At 54.4% G+C, this 23,028-nt stretch carries 26 protein-coding genes; 8 read left to right on the top strand and 18 right to left on the bottom strand.

The genetic code is table 11. The annotated features are described in order from the left end of the window. Window positions 1–40: 40 nt before the first annotated feature. The 3 genes from ACESYO_RS11930 to ACESYO_RS11920 are packed head-to-tail and all read right to left on the bottom strand — an operon-like array spanning window position 41 to window position 2,246. Window positions 41–970 (bottom strand): AEC family transporter, encoded by a 930-nt coding sequence (locus ACESYO_RS11930; protein WP_373210102.1) that lies wholly within the window; start codon window positions 968–970, stop codon window positions 41–43. 27 nt (window positions 971–997) lie between these two features. Then, window positions 998–1,786, bottom strand: coding sequence for a DAPG hydrolase family protein (locus tag ACESYO_RS11925; RefSeq protein ID WP_373210103.1), 789 nt, complete (start codon window positions 1,784–1,786; stop codon window positions 998–1,000). Window positions 1,787–1,802: 16 nt separating this feature from the next. Beyond that, window positions 1,803–2,246 (bottom strand): MarR family winged helix-turn-helix transcriptional regulator, encoded by a 444-nt coding sequence (locus ACESYO_RS11920; protein WP_373210104.1) that lies wholly within the window; start codon window positions 2,244–2,246, stop codon window positions 1,803–1,805. 200 nt (window positions 2,247–2,446) lie between these two features. Here ACESYO_RS11920 and ACESYO_RS11915 point away from each other — a divergent pair, with 200 nt between their 5' ends. Both ACESYO_RS11915 and ACESYO_RS11910 read left to right on the top strand, forming a co-directional pair. Beyond that, entirely contained in the window at window positions 2,447–3,043 is a 597-nt protein-coding gene (locus ACESYO_RS11915; protein ID WP_373210105.1) for a sugar O-acetyltransferase, read from the top strand. Next, a complete protein-coding gene (locus ACESYO_RS11910; RefSeq protein WP_373210107.1) occupies window positions 3,040–3,657 on the top strand; it encodes a DUF1349 domain-containing protein in 618 nt (205 codons plus the stop codon). The genes ACESYO_RS11915 and ACESYO_RS11910 overlap by 4 nt, the downstream gene beginning before the upstream one ends. Window positions 3,658–3,784: 127 nt before the next feature. Here ACESYO_RS11910 and ACESYO_RS11905 read toward each other — a convergent pair whose 3' ends face one another. From ACESYO_RS11905 to ACESYO_RS11895, 3 genes are read right to left on the bottom strand one after another with little or no spacing between them, the layout of a single operon-like run. Continuing rightward, window positions 3,785–4,420 carry an ABC-2 transporter permease gene (locus ACESYO_RS11905; RefSeq protein WP_373210109.1) on the bottom strand — a complete coding sequence of 212 codons (636 nt, stop codon included), beginning with the start codon at window positions 4,418–4,420 and terminating at the stop codon, window positions 3,785–3,787. Next, window positions 4,417–5,271 (bottom strand): ABC transporter ATP-binding protein, encoded by an 855-nt coding sequence (locus tag ACESYO_RS11900; RefSeq protein ID WP_373210111.1) that lies wholly within the window; start codon window positions 5,269–5,271, stop codon window positions 4,417–4,419. Before ACESYO_RS11900 ends, ACESYO_RS11905 begins: the two co-directional genes overlap by 4 nt. Continuing rightward, entirely contained in the window at window positions 5,268–5,651 is a 384-nt protein-coding gene (locus tag ACESYO_RS11895) for a GntR family transcriptional regulator (protein WP_291244234.1), read from the bottom strand. Before ACESYO_RS11895 ends, ACESYO_RS11900 begins: the two co-directional genes overlap by 4 nt. Before the next feature lie 212 nt (window positions 5,652–5,863). Between ACESYO_RS11895 and ACESYO_RS11890 the strand changes: the two genes are divergently transcribed. Beyond that, entirely contained in the window at window positions 5,864–6,721 is an 858-nt protein-coding gene (locus tag ACESYO_RS11890) for a DMT family transporter (protein WP_373211287.1), read from the top strand. 85 nt (window positions 6,722–6,806) lie between these two features. On the opposite strand, the gene ACESYO_RS11885 is transcribed toward ACESYO_RS11890, so the two are convergent. The 4 genes from ACESYO_RS11885 to ACESYO_RS11870 form a co-directional block, all read right to left on the bottom strand. Next, window positions 6,807–7,181, bottom strand: a complete 375-nt coding sequence (locus tag ACESYO_RS11885) for a desulfoferrodoxin family protein (protein ID WP_291244236.1) — start codon at window positions 7,179–7,181, stop codon at window positions 6,807–6,809. 15 nt (window positions 7,182–7,196) lie between these two features. Continuing rightward, window positions 7,197–7,757, bottom strand: coding sequence for a DUF308 domain-containing protein (locus tag ACESYO_RS11880; RefSeq protein ID WP_373210115.1), 561 nt, complete (start codon window positions 7,755–7,757; stop codon window positions 7,197–7,199). 235 nt (window positions 7,758–7,992) lie between these two features. Further along, window positions 7,993–9,882 (bottom strand): alpha-amylase family protein, encoded by a 1,890-nt coding sequence (locus ACESYO_RS11875; protein WP_373210117.1) that lies wholly within the window; start codon window positions 9,880–9,882, stop codon window positions 7,993–7,995. Between the two features lie 475 nt (window positions 9,883–10,357). After that, window positions 10,358–10,789 (bottom strand): GNAT family N-acetyltransferase, encoded by a 432-nt coding sequence (locus ACESYO_RS11870; protein ID WP_373210120.1) that lies wholly within the window; start codon window positions 10,787–10,789, stop codon window positions 10,358–10,360. Window positions 10,790–10,963: 174 nt separating this feature from the next. Here ACESYO_RS11870 and ACESYO_RS11865 point away from each other — a divergent pair, with 174 nt between their 5' ends. After that, entirely contained in the window at window positions 10,964–11,311 is a 348-nt protein-coding gene (locus ACESYO_RS11865; protein ID WP_373210122.1) for a PadR family transcriptional regulator, read from the top strand. Further along, window positions 11,298–12,617, top strand: a complete 1,320-nt coding sequence (locus ACESYO_RS11860; RefSeq protein WP_373210124.1) for a permease prefix domain 1-containing protein — start codon at window positions 11,298–11,300, stop codon at window positions 12,615–12,617. Before ACESYO_RS11865 ends, ACESYO_RS11860 begins: the two co-directional genes overlap by 14 nt. 45 nt (window positions 12,618–12,662) lie before the next feature. Here ACESYO_RS11860 and ACESYO_RS11855 read toward each other — a convergent pair whose 3' ends face one another. Continuing rightward, window positions 12,663–13,115, bottom strand: coding sequence for a YaiI/YqxD family protein (locus ACESYO_RS11855; RefSeq protein ID WP_373210126.1), 453 nt, complete (start codon window positions 13,113–13,115; stop codon window positions 12,663–12,665). Window positions 13,116–13,318: 203 nt separating this feature from the next. On the opposite strand from ACESYO_RS11855, the gene ACESYO_RS11850 reads away from it, so the two are divergent. Next, window positions 13,319–14,056: a YoaK family protein gene (locus tag ACESYO_RS11850; protein ID WP_058964252.1), complete on the top strand. Its 738-nt coding sequence runs from the start codon at window positions 13,319–13,321 to the stop codon at window positions 14,054–14,056. An 83-nt stretch (window positions 14,057–14,139) separates the two neighbouring features. Here ACESYO_RS11850 and ACESYO_RS11845 read toward each other — a convergent pair whose 3' ends face one another. The 6 genes from ACESYO_RS11845 to ACESYO_RS11820 form a co-directional block, all read right to left on the bottom strand. Then, window positions 14,140–15,099 (bottom strand): tocopherol cyclase family protein, encoded by a 960-nt coding sequence (locus ACESYO_RS11845; RefSeq protein WP_242868378.1) that lies wholly within the window; start codon window positions 15,097–15,099, stop codon window positions 14,140–14,142. 244 nt (window positions 15,100–15,343) lie between these two features. Further along, window positions 15,344–15,763 carry a hypothetical protein gene (locus tag ACESYO_RS11840; RefSeq protein WP_058964251.1) on the bottom strand — a complete coding sequence of 140 codons (420 nt, stop codon included), beginning with the start codon at window positions 15,761–15,763 and terminating at the stop codon, window positions 15,344–15,346. Further along, window positions 15,760–17,268 carry a Y-family DNA polymerase gene (locus tag ACESYO_RS11835; protein ID WP_058964250.1) on the bottom strand — a complete coding sequence of 503 codons (1,509 nt, stop codon included), beginning with the start codon at window positions 17,266–17,268 and terminating at the stop codon, window positions 15,760–15,762. Before ACESYO_RS11835 ends, ACESYO_RS11840 begins: the two co-directional genes overlap by 4 nt. A gap of 147 nt (window positions 17,269–17,415) precedes the next feature. Beyond that, window positions 17,416–18,405 (bottom strand): Gfo/Idh/MocA family protein, encoded by a 990-nt coding sequence (locus ACESYO_RS11830; protein ID WP_058964249.1) that lies wholly within the window; start codon window positions 18,403–18,405, stop codon window positions 17,416–17,418. 92 nt (window positions 18,406–18,497) lie between these two features. Beyond that, window positions 18,498–20,252 (bottom strand): ammonium transporter, encoded by a 1,755-nt coding sequence (locus tag ACESYO_RS11825; RefSeq protein ID WP_187120501.1) that lies wholly within the window; start codon window positions 20,250–20,252, stop codon window positions 18,498–18,500. Window positions 20,253–20,589: 337 nt separating this feature from the next. After that, window positions 20,590–21,624 (bottom strand): alcohol dehydrogenase, encoded by a 1,035-nt coding sequence (locus ACESYO_RS11820; protein WP_058964248.1) that lies wholly within the window; start codon window positions 21,622–21,624, stop codon window positions 20,590–20,592. 173 nt (window positions 21,625–21,797) lie between these two features. Between ACESYO_RS11820 and ACESYO_RS11815 the strand changes: the two genes are divergently transcribed. Beyond that, window positions 21,798–22,382: a helix-turn-helix domain-containing protein gene (locus ACESYO_RS11815; RefSeq protein ID WP_276871923.1), complete on the top strand. Its 585-nt coding sequence runs from the start codon at window positions 21,798–21,800 to the stop codon at window positions 22,380–22,382. A 105-nt stretch (window positions 22,383–22,487) separates the two neighbouring features. After that, window positions 22,488–22,817: a hypothetical protein gene (locus tag ACESYO_RS11810; protein ID WP_276871916.1), complete on the top strand. Its 330-nt coding sequence runs from the start codon at window positions 22,488–22,490 to the stop codon at window positions 22,815–22,817. Between the two features lies 1 nt (window position 22,818). On the opposite strand, the gene ACESYO_RS11805 is transcribed toward ACESYO_RS11810, so the two are convergent. Then, a partial coding sequence (locus ACESYO_RS11805) for a hypothetical protein (RefSeq protein WP_373210135.1) occupies window positions 22,819–23,028 on the bottom strand: 210 nt, incomplete at its 5' end.

Raw genomic sequence — 23,028 nt, 5'->3', positions numbered from 1 at the left:
GGGCTAACATTTGGTTTAAGAATGAAAAGTGATGACCCAGTTATCCCACCAGCTGAAGCAGCCAGTAGGCCAGCGGAATGGTCACGATGGAACAGACTGTCGTAACGAAGATGCCGCCCATGACGTAATCGCCTTCTGTACCGGAGGCCTTTGCCATCATGACCAGAGAGGACATGGCGGGCATGGCTGCCAGCAGGGAAACCGTCAGGTGGATGCTCTCGTCAATGGGAAGCAGGCTGGTCGCCAGATAGAAGAGAACCGAAAACACGACCATCTTTACCAGCACGATCCCATAGAATTCCTTTACCCGCAGATAGCTCCGGATGTCCATGCAGGCGAACACGCCGCCCAGATAGATCATGGCCATGGGGGTGGCGGTGGCGCCGATCTTGCTCAGTGCGGTGTTCAGAAGTTGCGGCAGGGGAATGCCGGTCACCACCAGCAGCACCGAAGCAACAATGGCCACGGTACAGGGGTTGATCATCTTTTTCAGCTGGAACGAGCTCTTTTCGCCGGACCCGGTCAGCTGAACGCCCAGCGTCCAGAGGACCAGCTGGTCCACAATGGTGAACACCGAGATATACAGCATACCCTGTTCCGGAAAGATGCTGGAAACGATGGGGATGCCCATAAAGCCCACATTGCCGAACATGCTCAGCGCCCGATACACCTGTGCCCGGCTGCCCTGCAGATGAAATAGGCGAGCCAAACCCTTGCCCAGGAAGAAGGTGCAGAAATAGAACACCACTGCCAGCCCCAGCACCGGCAGCGAGCGGATCAGAGCCGCCCGGTCCACGCCGCTTACCGTATTGATGAAAATCATTACGGGCAGGCCAAGCTTCAACACAAAGCGGGACAGAGTCTCCAGTGTAGTGGCGTTAAACACCTTCGCCTTGACCAGCAAAACGCCCACAATGATGTAAATGACAAACAGACCGATTTGTTCCAGAATGATTGTAAGAATGTCCATGATTGTTCCTCTGCCTTTGCGATTGGATTATTTCAGACCTTTGTGCGGGCAGCAGTATTCCCACTGCTCCTCACCGGTTTTGCGAACGGTCAGGTCGCACACAACGTTCTGCGAGGGGTCCGGGTGACCTTCCCACAGCTGGTAAAGCTGGGGCAGAAACTTCGGCCACCGGCTGGCCTCGTATTCCGCATGATCTGTGGTGCTGGGAGACTGTAATCTGGCGCCAGGGTCTTTGGCAAGAATCTCCTTCACAAAATGAGGCGGTTCAGACGCTGTGGTGCTTGCCACCGCCGCGGTGATGTGATTGCAGCCGCCCTCGCAGTCCTGCCACATGTGGACGGTCATGTCCACAAATTCCTTTTTGTCATTGAATACGCCCTCCACGAGGACATGGCTCAGCGCATAGGTGAAGGGGAAATACTCCAGACCCAGACGATGGATTTCCACACCCTCGCCGCCGAACACCGGGCAGCCCTTGCCCACGGATTCGGAGATCATGTGTACCGAGTTGCCAAACCCGTATTCCCAAGGGGCTTTTACCCAGCTGAACCGTTTGTGAGAATCGGGCGCCCAAAGATAATAGCCCTGCTCCATGTTGGCCCAGAACCAGTCCAGCATCTTTGCGGTTACGCCGGGAAGAAAATGCTGTGTTTGGGATTGCAGCACCCACTTTTTTTCCTGCGCCATGGCGTTCAGCTCCAGCGGAGGATATTCCGGTTGAGGTCGGCTTAGCCGCTCATAGGGCAAAACGTCGATTTCGGTGTTTTCCTGGGCGGGCATGTAGGTTTGCCCGGCAGTTGCCTGATAGTCTGTCATGTTATTTCCTTGCTCGCTACAAATGATACCCGATGTTGTCCAGCATGCGGTCGGTGAACCGAATCAGCTCCGCCCTTTCCTCTGCCGAAAGGCCTTCGCAAATCGTTTTGGTGATTGCCTCGTCCGCCTGCGCCAGCTCCAGATATAAATTTCTGGAGCGCTCGGTGCAGCTGATCTTTTTGTACCGGCGGTCGGTGGTACTGGTGGTACAGGTCACAAAGCCTTTTTTCTCCAGCCGCTTGATCATCTCGGTCATGGTCGGATGGGTCACCTGCTCGGCCTGCTCCAGATCCCGCTGGTTTACTTCCGGCACGCCGAAAGCTTCCAGACGGCTCAGCTCGCCAAGGACTCGCAGCTGTACAGCGGTGAGCCCCAGCTGATCCGCTTTTTTATTGAGATGCTGCTTGAATGCCCGGTCGATGATGGCAAACCGTCTGCCCAAGGGGATGTATTCCGCCATGATGTGCTCCTCCTGAATAGGTAGTACACTACTTATTTTATTCCTGTTTTGGCGAATGTTAATGGGCGGCTGACAGCAGGAGATGCAGGCTTTTGCGGTCTTTGTTATGGTGTTATAATGAAGAAAAGTATGCAGCCCGGCGCCTGTTCCGTCAAAAGGGGGGAGTCCGAGCGGCTGTGAATAGGAAGGGGATTCTTGAAATGACAGAACGGGAAAAGATGCTGCAAGGCCTGCTCTATGATGCTAATTACGACGAGGAACTGCTGAAAGAGCGGGAGCGCTGCAAGGACCTTTGCTTTGCATACAACCAGCTGCGGCCCTCGCTTGTCGGTGAGCAAGAAAAGATCATTCGCCAGTTGTTCGGAAAAACCGGCAAACGGTTTTACATCACCGCACCCTTTTGGTGCGACTACGGAAATAACATCGAGATTGGGGAGGATTTTTACACCAACCACAACTGCACCATTCTGGACGGAGCCAAGGTGACCTTCGGAGATCATGTGTTCATCGCACCGAACTGCGTCTTTTCCACCGCGGGGCATCCGCTGGATGCAGAGCAGCGCAACCAGGGGTTGGAGTATGCCTATCCCATCACGGTGGGCGACAATGTGTGGATCGGTGCATCTGTGACGGTGCTGCCCGGCGTGACCATCGGAAGCAACACGATAATCGGTGCGGGAAGCGTTGTCAACCGGGACATTCCGGATGGAGTGGTGGCCGTGGGCAATCCCTGCCGGGTACTGCGGAAGATCACCGAAGAGGATAAGAAGAAATACTGGAAAGGGGAAAACAAATGAAATTTGACGTAAACGCCCTTCAATGGACAAGGCAGCCGGAAAGCAGTGTGATTGCTCCGGATCGAATCGAGATCGTCACCAAACCGCATACCGATTTGTGGCAGCGGACCTACTACCATTTCCGAAACGACAACGCCCCGGTGCTGCAGATGTCCACCGAGGAGAAGTTCTTTTCCTTCGTGGTAAAAACCGAATTTTCCGAAAGTCATCATCGCTTTGACCAATGCGGTGTGGTGCTCTATCTGGACAGCGAAAACTGGCTGAAGGGCTCCATCGAATATGAAAATGAGAAGTTCCAACACCTGGGCAGTGTTGTCACCAACCATGGCTATTCGGATTGGGCAACGACCGAGATTCCCGCCAGCGTAAAATCCATGTGGTACCGGCTGAGCCGCCGGGAAGACGATTTCTGCATTGAGTGCTCGGAGGATGGCGTGGTATTCCACCAGATGCGCGTCTGCCACCTGCACGAAGCGAAGGGCGAAATTCGGTTCGGCGTGTACGCCTGCAGCCCGGAGGATTCCTCTTTCCGTGCGGTATTCACGAACATGGAGCTGACCGAATGCAAGTGGCTGGCCCACGATGGACAGGCGCCGGACGAATCCGAAGAATAAACGAAATGTGGCATACCTGCAAAGAAAAGCGCCTGGGTAAGTTGCAGTATGCAAAATAGAAGAGCCGGTAACCACAGGGGAAAATCCCTTGTGTGTTACCGGCTTTTTGACAGGTTTAGGAAATGATTTAAAACTCTTTGCCCTTGTGAATCATCACGGAAACGAAATAGGAGACAAAGAAGAGCAGGATCGCGGCAATGGTTCCGACTGCTTCCACAAGCGGATGCCGCATGTTCATGCCACCGGTCCATTTGGATAAACCTGCGGCAAGCAGCAGCTGCATTCCGATGGCGCCGAATGTGGATAAGAGCAGGATCAGCTCGTTTTTCTCTGTGCCCAGTTTCAGAACGAGCGGGTACATCACCGCAATGGAAAAGAAGGATAAGGTAAGCCCGACCTCGAAGCCGCGGAGCAGGGTGGGCAGACTCATAGAATGTCCGTTGATGAGCGAGAGCAGAATGGTGATGGCGCCCATGAGGATGCCCACCAGCAGCAAGATTACAATAGTGATGTACTTTGCCAAAACCAGATTGCCTCTGCTTACCGGCAAGGTGATCTCATATTTACTCCACTTGGAGATTTCGTCCGCCCGAAGGGAAGCGCCGATGTTCACAACGAACAGAAAAATCTGCACAGCGATGATGAACGGAGTGGCCGCAGGGCTGATAAACAGGGAGGAAACCGCCAGAAAAGCGGATAAAGCAAGCGCCAGGATGATGTTACTCTCCATAGAATAGAGATTGTTTCGAATGAGCCCTCTCATGCGGCCTCTCCTTTCACGTAAAGAAGCATGATTTCATCAATGGAAGCGGGAACGACCAGTGCGTTCGGATACTTTTTCTGCACTTTGTCCCGGTCGGCAACCAGTGCCTGCCATTCATAATCCATTTTCCGGTATACAATAAGATCCGATTTGTCCAGCGCATCAAATTGTGCCGCTCCGCATTTGATGATTCCGTACTGTTCGACCAGTTCATCCTTGGGCTTGGAAAATACGACCTTGCCCTCATGCAGGAACACGATGTAATCAGCGATTTTTTCCAGGTCGCTGGTGATGTGGGAGGAAAGCAGAATGGAATGGTCTTCGTCCTGAACAAAATCCAGAAGCAGATCGAGAATATCGTCCCGTACCACCGGGTCAAGACCGCTGGTTGCTTCGTCCAGAATCAGCAACTTGGAATTGTGGGACAGGGCAACGGCAATCGCCAGCTTCATTTTCATTCCCTTGGAGAACTGCTTGACGGACTTATCGGCAGGCACAGAAAACTTCTTCAAAAGCTCCAGAAAGATCTGGTCGTTCCAGGAACGGTAAATGTCCCGCATTACATGGCTGATCTTGCGGGGAGACAGATTTTCCGGGAAATTGTTGCCGTCAAATACCACGCCGATCTGTTCTCGGATTTCGTTATCCAGTTCCTCCTTGCCCAGAACGGAAACGCTGCCCGACTCTTTTTGAACCAGACCCAGCGCGGCGCTGATGGTGGTGCTTTTTCCGGCTCCGTTTTCGCCGATCAGTCCCACAATGGAACCGCTGGGCACAGAAAAGGAAATACTGTCCAGTACAAAATCCGGATAGGTTTTCTTCAAACCCGAAATGGTCAACGCGTCGTTCATTCTCTGTCATCCTCCTGATACATGAGTGTGAGCAAGCCAGTCAGCCGTTCAAGGGAAATGCCGCTTGTGCGGGCAATCTCGATTGCCTCGGCGAATTTTTCCTCGATTTTTTTCTGCTGTTCTTCCAGATAGAAATCCTGATTTTGGGCGGATACATAGCAGCCTTTTCCAGCGGTCGTTTCAATGAAACCATCCTCCTGCAGGCTGGCGTATGCCTTTTGTACGGTAAGGATGCTGATGTGCAGGGACTTGGCCAGAGAACGGACAGAAGGAATGGCGTCTCCCGCCTTCAGCTCACCGCTCATAATGGCCGCCTTGATTTGAGAAGAAATCTGCTCATACAAAGGCCGGCTTGCTTTATTGCTTACAACGATATCCAAATGCTCACCACCGTTTCACCGCAACTGTATTACTATGACAAGTACAGTATAATACGCAATAAAACAGCTGTCAAGCACAACGAGAGAAATCTGTTTTACTTGTTCACTTTATTACTGGAATTTGATACAATAACAAAAACACCCTTGTGCCTGCACGCAATCATCACATCAAGGAGCATACCGCAATGAAGCAATCCATCAGTCCGCAATTTATGCTTGTCAGTTCCATGGTCGTGTTCGGTACCCTGGGATTGTTTGTACGGAACATCCCGGTATCATCGGGGGAGCTGGCTCTGTACCGGGCAATCCTGGCGGCGCTGCTGCTTTTGGTGTATTTCGTGGTAACAAAGCAAGCGATCCCGTTCCGCAAAATACAAAGAGAGCTCCCGCTGTTGCTGCTGTCCGGCGTGGCTATGGGGTTTAACTGGATCTTGCTGTTTGAGGCATATAAGTACACCACTGTATCGGTGGCGACCCTGAGCTATTATTTCGCACCGGTGATCGTAACGGTGGCCTGTCCGATTCTCTTCAAGGAGAAGATGACCGGCAAGCAGTGGATTTGCTTTGCCATGTCTACCCTGGGAATCGTGCTGATTACCGGGGTTGGGGATATGGCGTCCGGGAGCAACCACCTACTGGGAATCGCCTTCGGACTTGGCGCGGCCTGCTTCTATGCGGCGGTGATTCTGCTGAACAAATTCATCCGGAATGTGGAGGGCATCCACCGCACCTTCCTGCAGTTCCTCGCGGCGATTCTGGTGCTGATCCCGTATGTGGGGCTTACCAGCGGCGTGACCCTTTCCAAGCTGGATACCACCGGTTGGGTTTGCCTGCTTGTGGTGGGTCTGGTGCACACGGGTGTCACCTACTGCCTGTACTTCTCCTCGCTCAAGGAATTGCCGGGGCAAAAGGCGGCAATCCTGAGCTACATCGACCCGCTGGTGGCGGTCCTGGTGTCGGTGCTGCTTCTGCGGGAAAGCCTGACTCCCATACAGATGGTCGGCGGTCTGCTGATCCTGGGCTTCACCCTGTGGAATGAAGTAACGCCGAAAGCAAAAGTCAACGGCTGAATCAATTTGTGACAGAAAAGAGCCACCCTTTCGGAAGTTTTCCCGGAAGGGCGGCTCTTTCTAAAAGATGGAAGCGGCTGCTGGTTCAGAGCACGGATTCCCAAATCCCGTGCAGGTTGCAGGCGGCGTATACACCGCGGATGCTTTCGTACTTATCCAAACGGAAGGTGGTGGAGGGGCTGTCCCCGGCGGAGAGGTAGTGGACATGGAAACCCAGATTGGTTTCCAGTACAATCCACAGGATTCGGTGTTCCGGACTCATGGGGTGCGAGATCTGCCCCACCTCGATCAGGATGTCCAGTCCGTTTTGGTGAAGGATGGGAACGTGCTTTTCCACCGCGGCGTCGCGGGTTCCGGGGATCACTTCCGTCATGGGAGAGCCGCAGCACACCAGCGGAACGCCGGAATCGGTCAGTTTAACGGCAAGGTTACCGCAATGTTCGCATTGATAAAATTTCATGAAGAACTCCTTTGTTCAGATGGATGAGTGGTGTTGAACGGTCTGCGCGGAACGCTTTTCCAGAATGACGGTGACCAGATCGCTGATGCCGTCTGCGGCAAGTGCTGCGCCGAATACCATTACGACGAGCTGCATGGTGGTGAAGGGATTGATGATGATCAGCCCGCCCAGAAGGATCGGGACGATGGAGGAAAGCAGCATGGGAACCATGCCGGGGTGCTGTTCCCGAACGCCCATGTAGGCCAGGGGAAGCTTGCCGACGCCGTCCACCAGAAGCAGGGAACCGAGTACGAGCGGCAGAACCGACAGCACGGCCTGCGGCCAGATTAGAGAAAAGACGGCGAATGCGGTGGGAAGAACGGTGAGGAATACGTCGCCCGGGTTGCCGCAGCCCATTTTGCGGGCCTGCAGATAGCGAATCAGATGGATGAGTCCGTATGCACCGGCTCCGGCGGCAAGTGCCCAAATGAAAAGGGTGCTGCTGGCGGCAGGGAACACAAAGAGCAGAACGCCCATCAGGATATACAGTGCAGCCACCCAGACAGAAGCGGTACGAGTCCAGAAAAATTGAAACATAAAGTGCCTCCTAAAAGTGAGAATGGAAGGGAACAGAAGACGTGGGATTGATTCGGCGTCTGCTGTTTTGTTGTTATCATCGTACCATTTGCAGCCCCGGGAATCGGTGTGCCAAACAACGGGATTCGCTATTCAGGCAAATTTACCGGAAATATCGGTTTATATGACAAAAAGGCCCCGGCATCCTGGATGCCGGGGCTCTTTTCGTAAGGATGTAAATTTAAAAACGGCCCGATTAGTCCTGTCGGTTCAGGAACCAGGCAAAGCCGAAGGGATACAGCTCCACGTTCTGCAGGTTGGTGCGGGTCCCGCCGTATACCAGCTCCTCAAAGGTGCCCTGCTCGGGGCTGGAAACGGTGACAAACTGATTGCTGAAGTTGAAGAAGGCGATCAGCTTGTGGCCCTGATACCAGCGGCCCACGCCCAGCACGTGCTCAGATCCGGTCTCAAAGGTCCACACGTCTGCCCGGCTGTCGAAGGCGGGCTCGGCGGCCCGGATCATTTCCAGCTTACGCAGGCCCATGAACTGTTTGCCCTGGCGGGTGGAGCTGTCGTGGCGCAGCTCGGCCAGCACCCACTGGAAATTGCCCCGGTGAATGTAGCGGCTGTCGTCCCAGCGCTCGGGGTCCTGATGGTAGGAGTAGTCATTGAGCTGCCCCACTTCGTCGCCGCTGTACAGCACAGGGATACCGCTCTGGACGAGCATCCATGCGTGCAGCATCAGATCGCAGGCCACCGCGCGTTCCAGCTTGAAGGGGTCCTTCTCATAGTCCGCAGCCTCCACACTGCACAGGGAGGCGGTGGTGCCGCAAAGCCGGGCGTCACCCAGGCGAGGATCGTCGTTGTACAGCTCGCCCCGGCTGTCGCTGCCGGGCCACTTGCCGGTGAACCAGTCGTTCAGGTACTTCTTGTGGGCAACCTCATTGGATCCGAAGCGGCCGCCCAGCCAGGCGTAATCCAGACCCCAGCCGATGTCGTCGTGGCAGCGCAGGTAGTTGAGGAACAAAAACTCCCGGGGCAAAGCACACACAGTGTCCATCTGGTGGCGCAGCAGCGAAACGTCGCCGGTAGCCAGTGTGTGCCAGGTAGTGGCCATGGTGGTCACATTGTAGAGCATGTGGCACTCGGGCTTTTCCGGGGTGCCGAAGTAGGGAACCACCTTGGCGGGCTCCATGACCACTTCGCCCAGCAGCAGAACACCGGGGCAGACGATCTCGCACACAATGCGCATCATGCGAACCAGCGTGTGAACCTGCGGCAGATTACGGCAGCTGGTGCCCAGCTGTTTCCAGATGTAGGGAACAGCATCCAGACGGATCACATCAATGCCCCGGTTGGTGAGGTAGAGCAGGTTTTCCGTCATGTCGTTAAACACCATGGGATTGGCGTAGTTGAGGTCCCACTGGTAGGGGTAGAAGGAAGTCATGACCACCTGATTGCAGTCCGGCAGCCAGGTGAAGCTGCCGGGAGCGGTGGTGGGGAACACCTGAGGAACGGTTTTCTCAAACTGGTTGGGAATGTCCCAATTATCATAGAAGAAATACCGTTCCCGGTAGCCGGGCTCACCAGCCCGGGCCTTTCTGGCCCACTCGTGATCCTCGCTGGTGTGGTTCATCACAAAGTCCAGGCACAGGCTCATGCCCTTGGCGCGGCAGGCGTCCGCCAAAGCTTCCATATCTTCCATGGTGCCCAATTCAGGTTGAACCCGGCGGAAATTTGCCACAGCATAGCCGCCGTCGCTCCGGCCTTTCGGGCTTTCCAACAGGGGCATCAGATGCAGATAGTTGACGCCGCATTCCTCCAGATAGGGCAGCTTTTCCTTTACGCCCTCCAGCGTGCCGGCAAAGGCTCCGGTGTAGAGCATCATGCCCAAAAGCTCCCGCTGGCGGTACCAGTTGGGATCAGCTTCCCGGCGTGCGTCCTGAGCACGCAGATCCTCTTTCCGCTCATCCCAGCAACGGCGGAGCATGTTCAGAAAATAATCAAATGCGGCAGTATCGCCATTGTAAAGTTCGCAATACAGCCATTTCAGTTCATCGTAGTACCGCGCCAGCCGCTGATCAAAGAGAGTGGTTTGCTGGGCCCCCTGCTGCGATTTGGTGCCCTTTTTTGTGCTTCTTCCCATGTGCTGTTCCTTCCTTCCATTCATCCAATGTGACGTGCGGAGATTGCACCGCTTTGAAAGTATATGATGGTAGCTTGTGCGGGAAGGCTGAAAGGATCCGCTGTGATGATTCGTTCCAGTCTTTTCCGAAGCGGCCATAGCCGGGGATCACGATATATGCTGCTGGCGGACAACTCTCCTGAACCGTTGCGAAAAGTATTATTGCAAACAAAAGTGTTTCGAGTTGTATGATAGCATAAGTTAAAACGATTGACAATTCTTTTTGGCAATTTCCTGTGCTCCGGTTTCCACAATTTTTCCTGAGAAAATCGATTTCCCGTGTAAGGGTTTCAAATACCTTGAAGCAAGATTTTGCATGGGGTTCTTTTAACTCGGGAAAGGCTCTGCTGCATGCAAGCTGTTCAGGCAAAGAGGGCAGTCGTAGCAGCTACAAAAAACGACCGGTCTTATGAAAAGACCGGTCGGCTGATATGACTTACGCATCTTCACAAAGGCTTTTGTACATCCAGATATGTGGGCAGCCTTCATCCAAAAATTCATCTCCGGCAGCAAGATAGCCCTGCTTTTCGTAAAAGGGTTTGGCCCGCACCTGCGCAGCCAGGCAGAGTGACTGCCCCTGCAGTGCGCGCACCTGCTGTTCCGCTTCCTGCAGCAATGCCTGCCCAAAGCACTGTCCTCGGAATGCCTTGCGCACTGCAACTCTTCCGAGGACATGGGAAGCTTTTTCCTTGCTCCAGTAAAATCGGCAGGTTCCCACCGGTGTTTCGTTCTTGAACAGAACGATATGCTTTGCAATATCGTCGATTTCATCGAATTCCACCACAAAGCCCTGTTCCTCCACAAACACTTCCTGCCGGATCATCGCGGCCTCCGGGGGAAGAGATTCGTATTGTCGGCATATTGTCATTGCAGTTCCTCCGCCTTAAAACATAGTACCATACTAATGTATCATAAGTAAGGACGGCGCTGCAAGTGCCTTCGAAGAGAGAGGATGAGTATGACCGGCAGAACAACACTTGACAGTTGAGAAAATCAGGAATATAACATATATAGATAATCGATATATAAAGGAGTGCAAGATATGGCGATTGAAAAAAGTCTGCTGACTGGTAGCACCACCACTTTGATTTTGAAACTTCTGGAAGAGCGGGATATGTATGGCTATGAAATGATCGAAACATTGGCCCAACGTTCCGACCATACTTTTGACTTCAAAGCCGGTACGCTTTATCCCATTCTGCACACACTGGAGAAGCAGGCACTGGTGGAATCCTACGAGCAGCGTGCACCGCAGGACCGTATTCGGAAATATTACCACCTGACGGATGCCGGGCGGTTGCGGTTAGCGGAAAAGCAGCAGGAATGGACTAGCTTTGTGGCCGCCATGGAAAAGATCCTGAAGGGAGGTGCTGCACATGCCATCCAATAAACAAATCCCGGATTATTGCAGGCAGGTAGCGGAGCAGATCCGATGGAAGCGGGCATGTCCCGCAGTTGTGCAGGAACTGGAGCAACATCTGCTTGATCAGCAGGAGGCTTACCTGGATCAGGGATATGGTGAGGAGGAAGCAGCCCGGATGGCGGTGGAGCAGATGGGAGATGCCCGGCAGGTGGGGCAGGCGCTGAATCGGGCGCATCGCCCGCAAACGCCTTGGTTTCCCCTGGTCGCAACAGTTGGACTGCTGCTGATGGGCGCACTGCTCCAGACCACACTGGCGCAGCAGCCGATGCCGCTGATCTCCTATGCTGTGGCAGCTGTGCTGTTTTCCGCTGGCTATTTCTGCAATATCTCCTGGCTGGGCAAGCATGCAATGGAAATTTATCTGGGGGTTCTGGCGTTTTCGACGGTTATGCTGATTGGGTCAGAACCTGTGGACGGAGCTGCGGTTTTTCAGCTCTCTCCCATGCAGCTGCAGCTCTGTTATCTGGCGCTTGTTTTTCCGGTGGTTTATGGGCTGTTCCTCTATGGAATGAAGGGCTTGGGAACCCGTGGAATGGTGTATGGCGCTTTGGCTTATTTTCCGTTTGCACTTATCCTTCTGGCTGTCCCAACCATGTCCGGGCTGCTGATCTATACCTTTGCAGCATGGGCGATGCTTGCGGTAACCATAAGAAAGAACTGGTTTTCCGTTCCGGGGCGTAACCGTATTTGGAATATCTTTGTGCCGGTAATATTCCCGGCTTTTGCACTAACAGGGGCTTTCCTTTCCGTGAAAGGTACACGCTTGCAGGTGTTTTTGAGTCCGTGGCAGGACTCCGTGGATACAGGCCGGGTCTACTGCCTTTTGCGGGATGCAGTTGCGCAGGCCGCGCTTAGGGGAGAGGGCCGGGCAGACCTTTCTGTAATTCCGACTCTTTCGGAAAATTATGTGCTTTTGTACGGAATTCAGAGATTCGGGTTGGGTGCATTTGCGGTTCTGATGCTGCTGATACTGGGGATTGGCATGTTCTGTATTGTACGGGGGATGCAGCAGCGAACCATGCTGGGAACCTTGCTGGTACTGGCGGCTGCGCTTACCTTTGTGTTGCAGGCCTTCGCGTATGCCTACGCAAATCTTGGGTATGGGCTTTGGGACGCGCTTTCTTTTCCGTTTCTGTCCCGAGGAAACACGGCTCTGCTGCTGGATTCCCTGCTGTTAGGCTGTATGTTGTCCGTGCTGCGAACGGGTGTGTGGCTTCGGGACACTGAACCGCAGAAGTATGGCATAAAGCTTTTGGGAATTGAGAAAAGATAAAAGAAAATCCGGCTTTCTCCACATAAGTGAGGAAAGCCGGATTTTCTATTTTTCAGGCAAAATACACTCCCGCAGGATGGATTCAAATACCCGGGCAAATTCCGCATCCTGTTCCCGGGTGCGTTTGGCAGGCCCTTTGGGATGCTTGCCCGCCCGAAGCAGCTTTTTGTTCTGCCAGCGCCGGTCAAGCAGCAGGTCGATGTTGTCCGCGGTGTACTCCAGCCCGTTCTGGTTGAGTACACGGGCTCTGCGGGCAAGGCACATACTGGCAAGCCCGTAATCCTGCGTGATGACAATGTCGCCGGGGCGAACCCGGTTTACCAGTGCAAAGTCCACACTGTCGGCTCCCTTGTCAAAAACGAGCGTCTGCGCGCCCTCCCGCTGAATCTGGTGGGCAGTATCACATAAAATCAGTACCGGAATCTGCAGTTGTTGGCAGATGCGCAGGGCGCAGTTTACCACGGGGCAGCCATCGGCATCAATCAAAACAGTGGGCATTGTTATTCCTCCCGGGGAAATTACCGGTGAACCGGCCGCAGGTACGCATACGGAACACCTGATATTCAGTATACCACAGAATACAGCGATTTGAATTGACAAAGGAATTGTGCTATCATGCTAAAGGAGTGATGCGTCATACTGCATCACGCAAATCTGCCGCAAGGTGGCGGCGTTTTTCTGGAATCGAGGAATCAAATTGCATGAAAACAACGGAATCAAAATGGAGTGAGCCGGTTTATCTGACCTGTGAAAAACGCTGGATCTATTTTGCGTTGATCACCGTGGCGGGCTTTTGGGGAGCGTATACCTACCTGCTGCGGGGCAATGTATTCTGCAATGCGCAAACCGGCAACGTGGTGCTCATGGGTCTTGCTCTGGGCGCAGGGGAATGGAAGGCGACACTGTATTATGTGATCCCTATTTCCGCGTATATGATGGGAGCGTTTTTGTCTGAGCTGGTACCGAATCCGGTCAAGCATCGGCTGGCCATCCGATGGGATACGATGCTGATCCTGGTGGAGATTCTGGCGGTGCTGTTTCTGGGCTTTTTGCCGGACTCCGCCCCGGTACAGATCACGCAGGTGATTATCAACTTTGTGGCCTCCATGCAGTACAATACCTTCCGTCAGGCAGAGGGTGTCCCGGTCGCCACCACCTTCGCCACCAATCATATCCGGCAGATCGGCATCGGACTGGCAAGGGAAGTGAAGCACCGGCATACCGGGAATCATTCCCACCGGGAAGAGTTGTTTGTTCATCTGTACATGCTGCTCTTTTTCTTTGCAGGTGCATCATTGGGCAGTCTGTTTGGGCACTGGATGGGCGGTCGATCCATCTGGCTTACGCTGATTCCGTTGGTGGTGGTCTTTGCGGCGCTGCTCAAGGCAGATCTGGGGGAAGAAAAGAACCGCATGGAACAAAAACCGGCCGGGCATTGACCGGATAAAGCAGCTAAGCAACACACCCCCGCAGCACAAAACGCTGCGGGGGTGTGTTGCTTAAAACCGAGGAAACAGCGCCATTATGCGCCGTACTCCCCGTACTCGCATCCGACACTTCCGGCTTTCATGTCGTCAATGAGGTGCCAGCGGCCCTGCCGCTTTTCGTATAGGCGTACAGAGCCAAAGCCGTTTCCACAGTTCCAAAGGCGGGTATGACGCTTGAAGCCATCGGGAGATTCGTAGTGGATGAGCAGCATCTCCTCCTTGTTGCACGCGATTTCTGCTTCCATTTTGGCACGGAAGGTGGTCTGCGTGACCTTCCAAAGGATTTGGGTGTCGGTTTCGGTGCAGTCAAAGAAGGTGCGGCTTCCGGTCCAGAATTTGCTGAAATTGAATTCGTAATCCTTGCCTTCGTAATAGAACTGGCCCAGAAGTTTGCGGTTCAGTGCGAAACCGAATACCTTGGGGCGTCCGCCGCCCACCTCGAACACACTGTTTTGCAAGCGTTTTCCCGTCCGGCGGCTCACCAGATCACTGGACGACAGCCATACCCAGGGCGATGTGAAATCGCCGCCCCAGTTTTTGTCTGCATAACCATAGCAGGTTTCCGGGCGTACCCGGTATTCCTCACCGTTCAGGCGAACCCAGCCCTCAAAGGCAGTTTTCATGCCTTCGGCATGCCAGAACATCTCGAAAGCGTTCAGCGCACGGAAAAAGCGGGAAGCGCCATAGCCCACATGATATGCTACAAGCTTGTGAACCCTCAGATCCCACTCCATTTCGCCCGCATCGCTCATCCACTCCGGATGGGCGGCAACCTGTTCCCGGGTAACCCGAATGCTTCCGGTCAGGCGGGTTTCGGTACAGGTGCAGTCTCCGGCCGTCAGGTGAAGCGGCTCATTCATCGGGATGCTCACCTGGCTCCAGGGGAAAAAGCGATGCAGCTGTCCTTTTTCCTTGCCCCAGAAGCCCGCATTCACCATGCAGTAGGAAGGACGCATGCCGGCCTTTTGCTTTTCGGGATCATTCCAGACCAGCATCGGTTCCGGCTGTGCCAGAGCGGGGTTGCACAGAAAATATTCGATGTAAAAGGTTTTTTCTGCCCGGCCTGAACATGCTCGGCGGTGAAGGAATGCCACCACCAGTCGTAGCCTTTTTTGGCCAGAGGTCCCTTGAGCATGCAGTAATCCCGGGTAATGTCGCTTTTATTCATCGTTTCATTCCTCACATTTGGTATGGGTATGTTGTTCTGGCGGTTCCGCGCAGGGAAACAATGGAAGCGATTCAGAAGGCCTCATTGTCTGCCTGCTCCAGCTCTACAATTTGATCCAGAGAAATATGGGTGCCATCGGTGAAAAACAGGAGGCGGGCAGTCGGGTTAAATGTTCGGATCTGCTTGGCAGCGGTCACATACGCTCCGCCTGCCTTCCGTTCATCCGGCACGAAATAGCGAAGTCGAACCATGGGCTGCCGGTCCAGCTGGCGAAGCAGCTGCTGCATGGTCTGGTCCAGTTCAGCTTTCCGGTCCTCGGTCAGTGTAATCTGCGCTTCAGTCTGACGTGCAGTTTCGTCAATGGCATCGTCATAGCCTACCAGTGCTGCAAAGGGCGAAAACTGAGCCGCCCGATCCTCCATGGGCATCTGGGGCCGGGTGGGAGAAACGTGATGGGGAAGATGAAGAATATCTTCGTAGGAACTGGTCATGCCTTATGTCCTCCGATCTGTGCGTTGCGTTCCCGGGCGGTGGCGCCTTCCTCCAGACTCATGCCCTTCAAAATTGCATTTTTGCCGAATTTCTTTTTGATGGACATCATGGTCTGCTGCATGCGCCGTTCTTTTTCCAGCTCGGCTTTCCGGGTTGCTTCTTCCTTTTCCAGAGATGAGTAATCGGTGAACAGATCCAGTTGTTCCGGGGCGCTGGTCTTACGAATGGCTTCCGCTTCCGGAATCACATGGTTGGCCGAAAGACTCAGCTTGCGGATCAGAAGCTCCTGCGGCGCAATTCGCTCGAAAAGAGCGGTGGCTGCTTCCAGAAGCTGTTTGCCGGAAGAGGTGTGTTCGCCCAGATTTTCACTGCCGTGGCCATGTTTGGGAATCTGGCGGCCGTAATGGTCGGTCACCACCGGGCCCCGGTAGAGTTTTCGGCGGGCAGGATCGGTCAGGTTTTCAATATCAAATGCCGCCGTGAGCACTAGCTGGTCGGTCACGAGCCCCTTGTCCACCAGATCCAGCGCCAGCTGTTCTGCCATCTCACGCAACACCAGCCGGGCCTTTTCGTGGGGATAGGGGCACTGCAATACCTGGCCGGAGCCCAGGCTGTTGCTTTGGGGCTTATAAGCCTTGATGGCCGCGATGGTGCAGGGCTCCCAGCCCCAGGCATGGTCAATCAGAAGCTCGGCGTTCTTGCCGAACAGACTGTAAAGCAGATCTTCGTTTTGAACGGAGCAGCGGGCCACATCACCCATGGTGAACAGGCCGCACCGCTCCAGCTTGCGGGCATAACCCGGGCCCACCCGCCAGAAATCCGTGAGGGGACGGTGATTCCATAGCTTTTTCCGGTAGCTCATCTCGTCCAGCTCGGCAATGCGAACGCCGTTTTCATCCGGCTGGATGTGCTTTGCGCCAATGTCCATTGCCACCTTGCTCAGAAAGAGATTGGGGCCGATTCCGGCTGTGGCGGTGATGCCGGTGGTCTGCAAAACATCCAGAATCATTGTTCGGGCCAGCTCCCGGGCAGACAGACCATAAGTATCCAGATAGCCGGTCACGTCCATAAAGACCTCGTCAATGGAATAAACCACAATATCTTCCGGTGCTATGTATTTCAGGTAAATGTTGTAGATCCGTGTGCTGTATTCCATGTAATAGGCCATACGGGGCGGAGCAACAATGTAGTCCACCGCCAAGGCGGGGGAGGCCTTCAGCTCCGATGCAAAGCAGGAGCTTCCGGTCAGCTGATGGCCCGGGGCAGCCAGACGGCGCCGGGCATTTTCCGTGTTGACGTGCTGGATCACCTCAAACAGGCGGGCTCGGCCGGGAATGCCGTATGCTTTCAACGAGGGCGTCACGGCCAGACAGATCGTCTTTTCCGTGCGGCTTTCATCCGCCACCACCAGATTGGTGTTCATGGGATCCAGCCCGCGCTCCCGGCATTCCACGGAAGCGTAGAAGGATTTCAGATCAATTGCAATATAGGTGCGGGACTGCAAACACGGAACATCTCCTTTCGCCGGGGCTGTAATCTGTAAAAAATTATATCATAAATATCCTCGTGGGGTGCAACAGAAAAACGGAGTGAAGCCATGGCTTCACTCCGTCTGGGTCAGAGAGGGTCAAAAGGTTACTGCAGCTGGGGCTCAGTCCAGTTCCTCGCAGGGGTAGCTTATCCCCATCTGGGTACGGATTTTATCCATCAGTTCCATGATGTGAATGGTTTCATTGTGAGGCATGGAGGGGCATTCCAGCTTGCCCTCCTGAATGCATCGCATGGTTTCCAGCACCTCGTATTCGTAACCGGTAAGCTGAATGGGGCAGTCGATTTTTTGCGTCAACCGGTGGTCGGCGTCAAAGATCGAAATGCTCTGGGGGTTGTTGATGTTCTCCACTACCAGATAGCCCCGATCGCCATAGATGCAGCCGCAGCGGTCGGATGCAACGGTGACGCCGGCAGTCAGGTGAGCGGCCCGGCCATCCTTCCAGGTCAGAACAATCTGGTCGGTCATGTCCACACCCAGCTCGTTTCTGGTGCAGCTGGCATGGGCCTCATCGGCGGGGCCAAACACCATCTCGGCAAAATTCAGGGTATAAACACCCACATCCAGCAGTGCGCCGCCCGCCAGTGCCGGGGTTACAATCCGTGGCCGGTCGCTGACCGGATAACACAGATTTGCGGTAAGCAGACCGGGCGTGCCGATCAACCCTTCGTCCAGCATCTGACGGATCATCTGACGCATGGGCTGGTATCGGGTCCAGATGGCTTCGGTTACCAGTACGCCCTGCTCCTTTGCGTAGCGAAGAGCTTCCGCTGCCTGACGGGCATTCACGGTGAACGCCTTTTCGCACAGAACATGCTTTCCGTGGGCGGCACAAAGTTTGATGTGCTGGTAATGGTGGGAATGGGGCGTTGCGATGTAAACCAGATCCAGCGCCGGGTCGGCCAGCATTTCTTCATAGGAACCGAATGCCTTCTGCACGCCATACCGGGCAGAAAAGCTCTGCGCACGGGGCAATTCCCGGGCGGCAACAGCGTAAAGCGAAATGTCTTTACACCCGGATTTGTTAAGCATTTGAATGGTTTCGGCCATGATGCCGGCGATGGAACCAGCGCCCAGAATACCAAAATTCATAAAATCCCTCCCTACGGGTTACTGATGCGGAATGGTTTCAGTATACCCGAAGGGAGGGAATCTGTCAAAAAATCAGTCAAAGGGAAAAGCGGTTATTCCACGTCCTGCAACGCCTGCACACCCTCTTCGCCGGTGCGAACCTTCACCACCTGATCCACACTGTAAACAAAGATCTTGCCATCGCCCACATGGCCGGTATACAGTACTTTTTTGGCAGTGTCGATTACATCCGCCACCGGGATGTGTGCCACAACAACCTCCACCTTTACCTTGGGCAGAACAGTTACGTCCATCTCAACGCCGCGGTACTTTTCACCCGCGCCTTTCTGAATACCGCAGCCCATAACCTGAGTAACGGTCATGCCGGTTACCCCCAGATCGTTCAGGGCGGTTTTCAGTCGTTCATACCGGGACAGGCGGGCAATGATAACAACCTTGTGGATGCCGGTGTTCAGATCGGCGTTCTTTACCACCGGAACAGCAGCGGCTTTCTGTGCCTCGCTGGCAACGTGATAGTCCGAAGTGCCCAGATCGGTATTCTCGTTTTCCACCATGCCGCCGGCAGTGGCATCCATAATGCTGAAGCCTGCATAAGCGGAAGCAAGGCCATGCTCTTTGGAGTCCAGACCTTCAATTTCTTCCTCCTGGCTGACCCGCAGGCCGATGGTATGGTCAATGATCTTGAAAACAATGAACATGGTGACAGCGGTCCAGATGCCAACCGCCGCAACACCGAGCAACTGAATGCCCAGCAGCCCGAAGCCGCCGCCGTAGAATACGCCGTCCAGAGTGGATTCGGGGGCGGTGCTGGTGGCGAACAGGCCGACCGCAATGGTGCCCCAGGCACCGTTCATGAAGTGGACGGCAACCGCGCCAACAGGATCGTCCACATGCAGAACATAGTCACAGAACCATACGCCAAAAACAACCAGAAGGCCAGCCACCAGACCGATGATGAAAGCGCCGAAAGCGTCGGTCACGTCACAGGAAGCGGTGATGGCCACCAGGCCGGCCAGCGAAGCGTTCAGGCACATGGACACATCCGGCTTGCCGTAACGAACCCAGGTGAAGATCATGCAGGCCACGGTAGCCACCGCGGGAGCGATGGTGGTGGTCATGAAGATGGAGGCCAGCTGGGGGCCGGTGGTGGCGGCAGCTCCATTGAAGCCATACCAGCCGAACCAGAGGATAAAGCAGCCCAGTGCGCCGATGACCAGATTGTGGCCGGGGAAGGCGTGAACTCTGGTGACCTTTCCGTTCTTATCGCGGCTGAATTTGCCAATTCGACCGCCCAGCATGGCAGCACCGATCAGCGCGGTGAGGCCGCCGCAGAAATGAATGGCGCAGGACCCGGCAAAGTCGTGGAAGCCAAGCCGGCTCAGCCAGCCACCGCCCCAGATCCAGTGTGCCTCAATGGGGTAAATTACCGCCGAGATCACTGCGGAATAAACACAGTAGGCCAGAAATTTGGTGCGCTCTGCCATTGCGCCGGAAACGATGGTTGCCGCGGTGGCACAGAATACCAGATTGAACACAAAGTTGGACCAGTCGAAGTTCGCATAGTCGGTGAAGATTCCCAAAGTGGGCAGACCAATGAATCCGCCCAGAGCATCTTCGCCCAGCAGCAGGCCAAAGCCCAGAAAAATGAACACCACCGTGCCGATGCAAAAATCCATCAGATTTTTCATGATGATGTTACCGGCATTTTTGGCACGGGTGAAGCCGGTCTCCACCATGGCGAAGCCGGCCTGCATCCAGAACACCAGCGCCGCACCGATCAGAAACCAGATCCCAAAGACCTGATCGTTCACGCTTTGCGTGATCATACTTGTGAGTTCCTGTGTCATAACTTTCCCTCCTCATACTCAGTGCAGACAAAACAAAAACGGCGGGCCGCGCGGTCAGGCTCAAAACCGCGCAGCACGCCGTTGTGCTGCCTGTATGGATGTGTAGCCCACCTGTCGAAATCTCCGGCAGGGGGAACGGATAAAACGACAAAGGCGCTTTGCGGGAAACGGATTCCCATCAAAGCGCCTTTGCTGCCCTTATTCTAGCCCCGGAAAAGGGGAAAGTCAAGAAGAAATTTAAGCAAATATCAAGAGAAAGCGATAAAGCGTTAAAATAAATAAAATGTGTTCACCGCGTCTTTTGTACTCTGTGAAATCAGCCGATGCGTGTTGGCTTTCAGCAGCGTACCGCCACCTTGATGACCCCGTCCTTTCGGTGCTCAAACAGGTCATAGGCAGCTTCGATATCTGCCAAAGGATAGATGTGGGTGATCAGCGGCGTGGTGTCCAGCTTGCCCTGAGCGATCAGCTCAAGTGTTTCACGGCAGTTGCAGCCGTCCACACCGCCGGTTTTGAAGATCAGGTTTTTGCCGTACATGTCGGGCAGCGGCAGCGTCTGCGGTCCGTCATAGAGCGCTACAATGGTCACAATGGCATTGGGACGGGCGCATTCCCAGGCAAGGCGGAAGGTTTCCGGTGCCCCTGCCACCTCCAATACCACATCCGCACCGCCGTGATCGCTGTTGGCACGGACAAATTCCGGCAAATCCTCGGATCCGGCCGTAAGTACATCGGGATAATGTTCTTTCACAAAAGCCAGCCGTGATGGATCAATATCGCACAGAATAATCCGTTTCGGGTCTGCCAGTAACACGCACTGCAGGGTGCAAAGGCCGGTGGGGCCGCCGCCCAGAATCAGCACGGTATCTTCCGGTTTGATCTCTGAAATCTGCGCCGCCCAGTATCCGGTGGCCAGCACATCGCCCACAAAGAGGGCCTGTTCGTCGGTCACGTTGTCCGGTATGCGGTTCAGCCCCTGATCCGCAAAGGGCACTCGTACATATTCCGCCTGTCCGCCGTCAATGCGGCAGCCCAGCGCCCAGCCGCCATTGGGGTCGGTGCAATTGTTGACCCAGCCGTTTTGGCAGAAAAAGCACTCGCCGCAGAAGGTCTCCACATTCACGGTCACCCGGTCGCCGGGGCGTACACTGGTCACGGCGGAGCCCACCTGCTCCACGATGCCCACCATCTCGTGGCCTACGGTAATGCCAGGCACGGCCCGGGGCACAGACCCGTGCTTGATGTGAAGGTCACTGGTGCAGATGCTGCACAGGGTTACCTTTACAATGGCATCCCGTTCGCCCTGAAGCTGCGGGCGGGGCTTTTCTTTTAGTTCGAATACGCCGGGGCGCACATAAGTATAAGCCAGCATGTAAAACACTCCTTTTCTGGCCGGAAAATTCGTTTGTCCTGTTATCAGTTTACACCGGAATGCGGCTTTTTTCCATACAAAGGCAACAAACCGGCAGCTCCACGCAGCGTAGGTTGTTGCAGCAGAAGTGGTTTGTTATAATGAACCCTGACAAAAGGAAAAGGAGAACAGACATGAATGCATATATCACCGGGAACACCATCCGAAAGCTGCGAGAAGCGAAAAAGCTCACACAGGCGCAATTGGCGGAAAAGCTGGATGTAAGCGATAAAGCGGTATCCAAATGGGAAACCGGAAAAGGTCTGCCGGATATCACGCTGCTCGAGCCTCTTGCAGCGGCATTGGGGGTAAGCCTGATGGAGTTGCTTTCCGGGGATCAGATCTGCAACAATAACCGGGCGGCGAACATGCAGCGCACGGTGTTTTATGTCTGCCCTGTTTGTGGCAATGTGATTCCTGCCGCCGGGCAGGCAGCCATCAGCTGCTGCGGTATTCCGCTGCCGCAGCTGGAGCCGGAGGAAATGAGCGGGGAGCATACGGTGCAGATAGAGGCTGTGGAGGATGAGCAGTTTGTTACATTGGAACATCCCATGAGCAAAAGTCACTTTATTTCGTTTGTCGCGTGGGTGTCGGGGGATCGGGTAGAGCTGGTCAAACTGTACCCGGAAGGAAACGCCCAGTGCCGGCTGCACATAAGAGGGCATGGTTACCTGTATGTGTATTGTAACCGGCATGGGCTGATGCGCAAAAGGCTGTAACATTCCGGCCACAGAGAAAGGCTTTTCACGAAAAGCAGAGAAGGGCATATAGTGGGATAACCAACACCAAGGTGTGGGGAATACACATCACGGAGGTAATGAACCATGTCTATGCCCAGTATTGCACGCAATCCCGATCCCGTCACCATGCATCAGGCAATCACTGACCTGCTGGAAAGCATCGCCCTGGAGGAAACGGCCATGAGCCACATCCTGAACGCAGAAGGCGAGAAGCTGCAGAAAGCCATTGCCATGGAGGACATCGACTTCTGCCAGCTGATGGAGGTCAATGAGTCGGTGGCCAATATGGTCAATGTGATCGGTGGTCTGGAAAACATTCTGAAGGATAAGCTGGAGTTCGTGGCCAATAACCTGTACTATCCCAATTGCGGCTGTGATGACGGCTGCAATAACAACGGCTGCGGCAGCTGCTGATTCATTCGCGCCCCGCACCGGGAGGACTGGTTTCCCCGGTGCGGGATTTTTTATTGAAAATTTGTACTTCAGGTGTTGACAAGCGCCGAAAAATCCGGTATGATATACAAGCGCCGTTAAGCGCGGCAAAAAATACATGGAAAGATGGCTGAGCTGGTCTAAGGCGCACGACTGGAAATCGTGTGTGGGCCATAAACCCACCGAGGGTTCG

The sequence above is a fragment of the Allofournierella massiliensis genome, from assembly GCF_964241245.1.
In the GTDB taxonomy this organism is placed as follows: Bacteria; Bacillota; Clostridia; order Oscillospirales; family Ruminococcaceae; genus Allofournierella; species Allofournierella massiliensis.
This window is presented reverse-complemented; position numbering and strand designations above follow the sequence as displayed.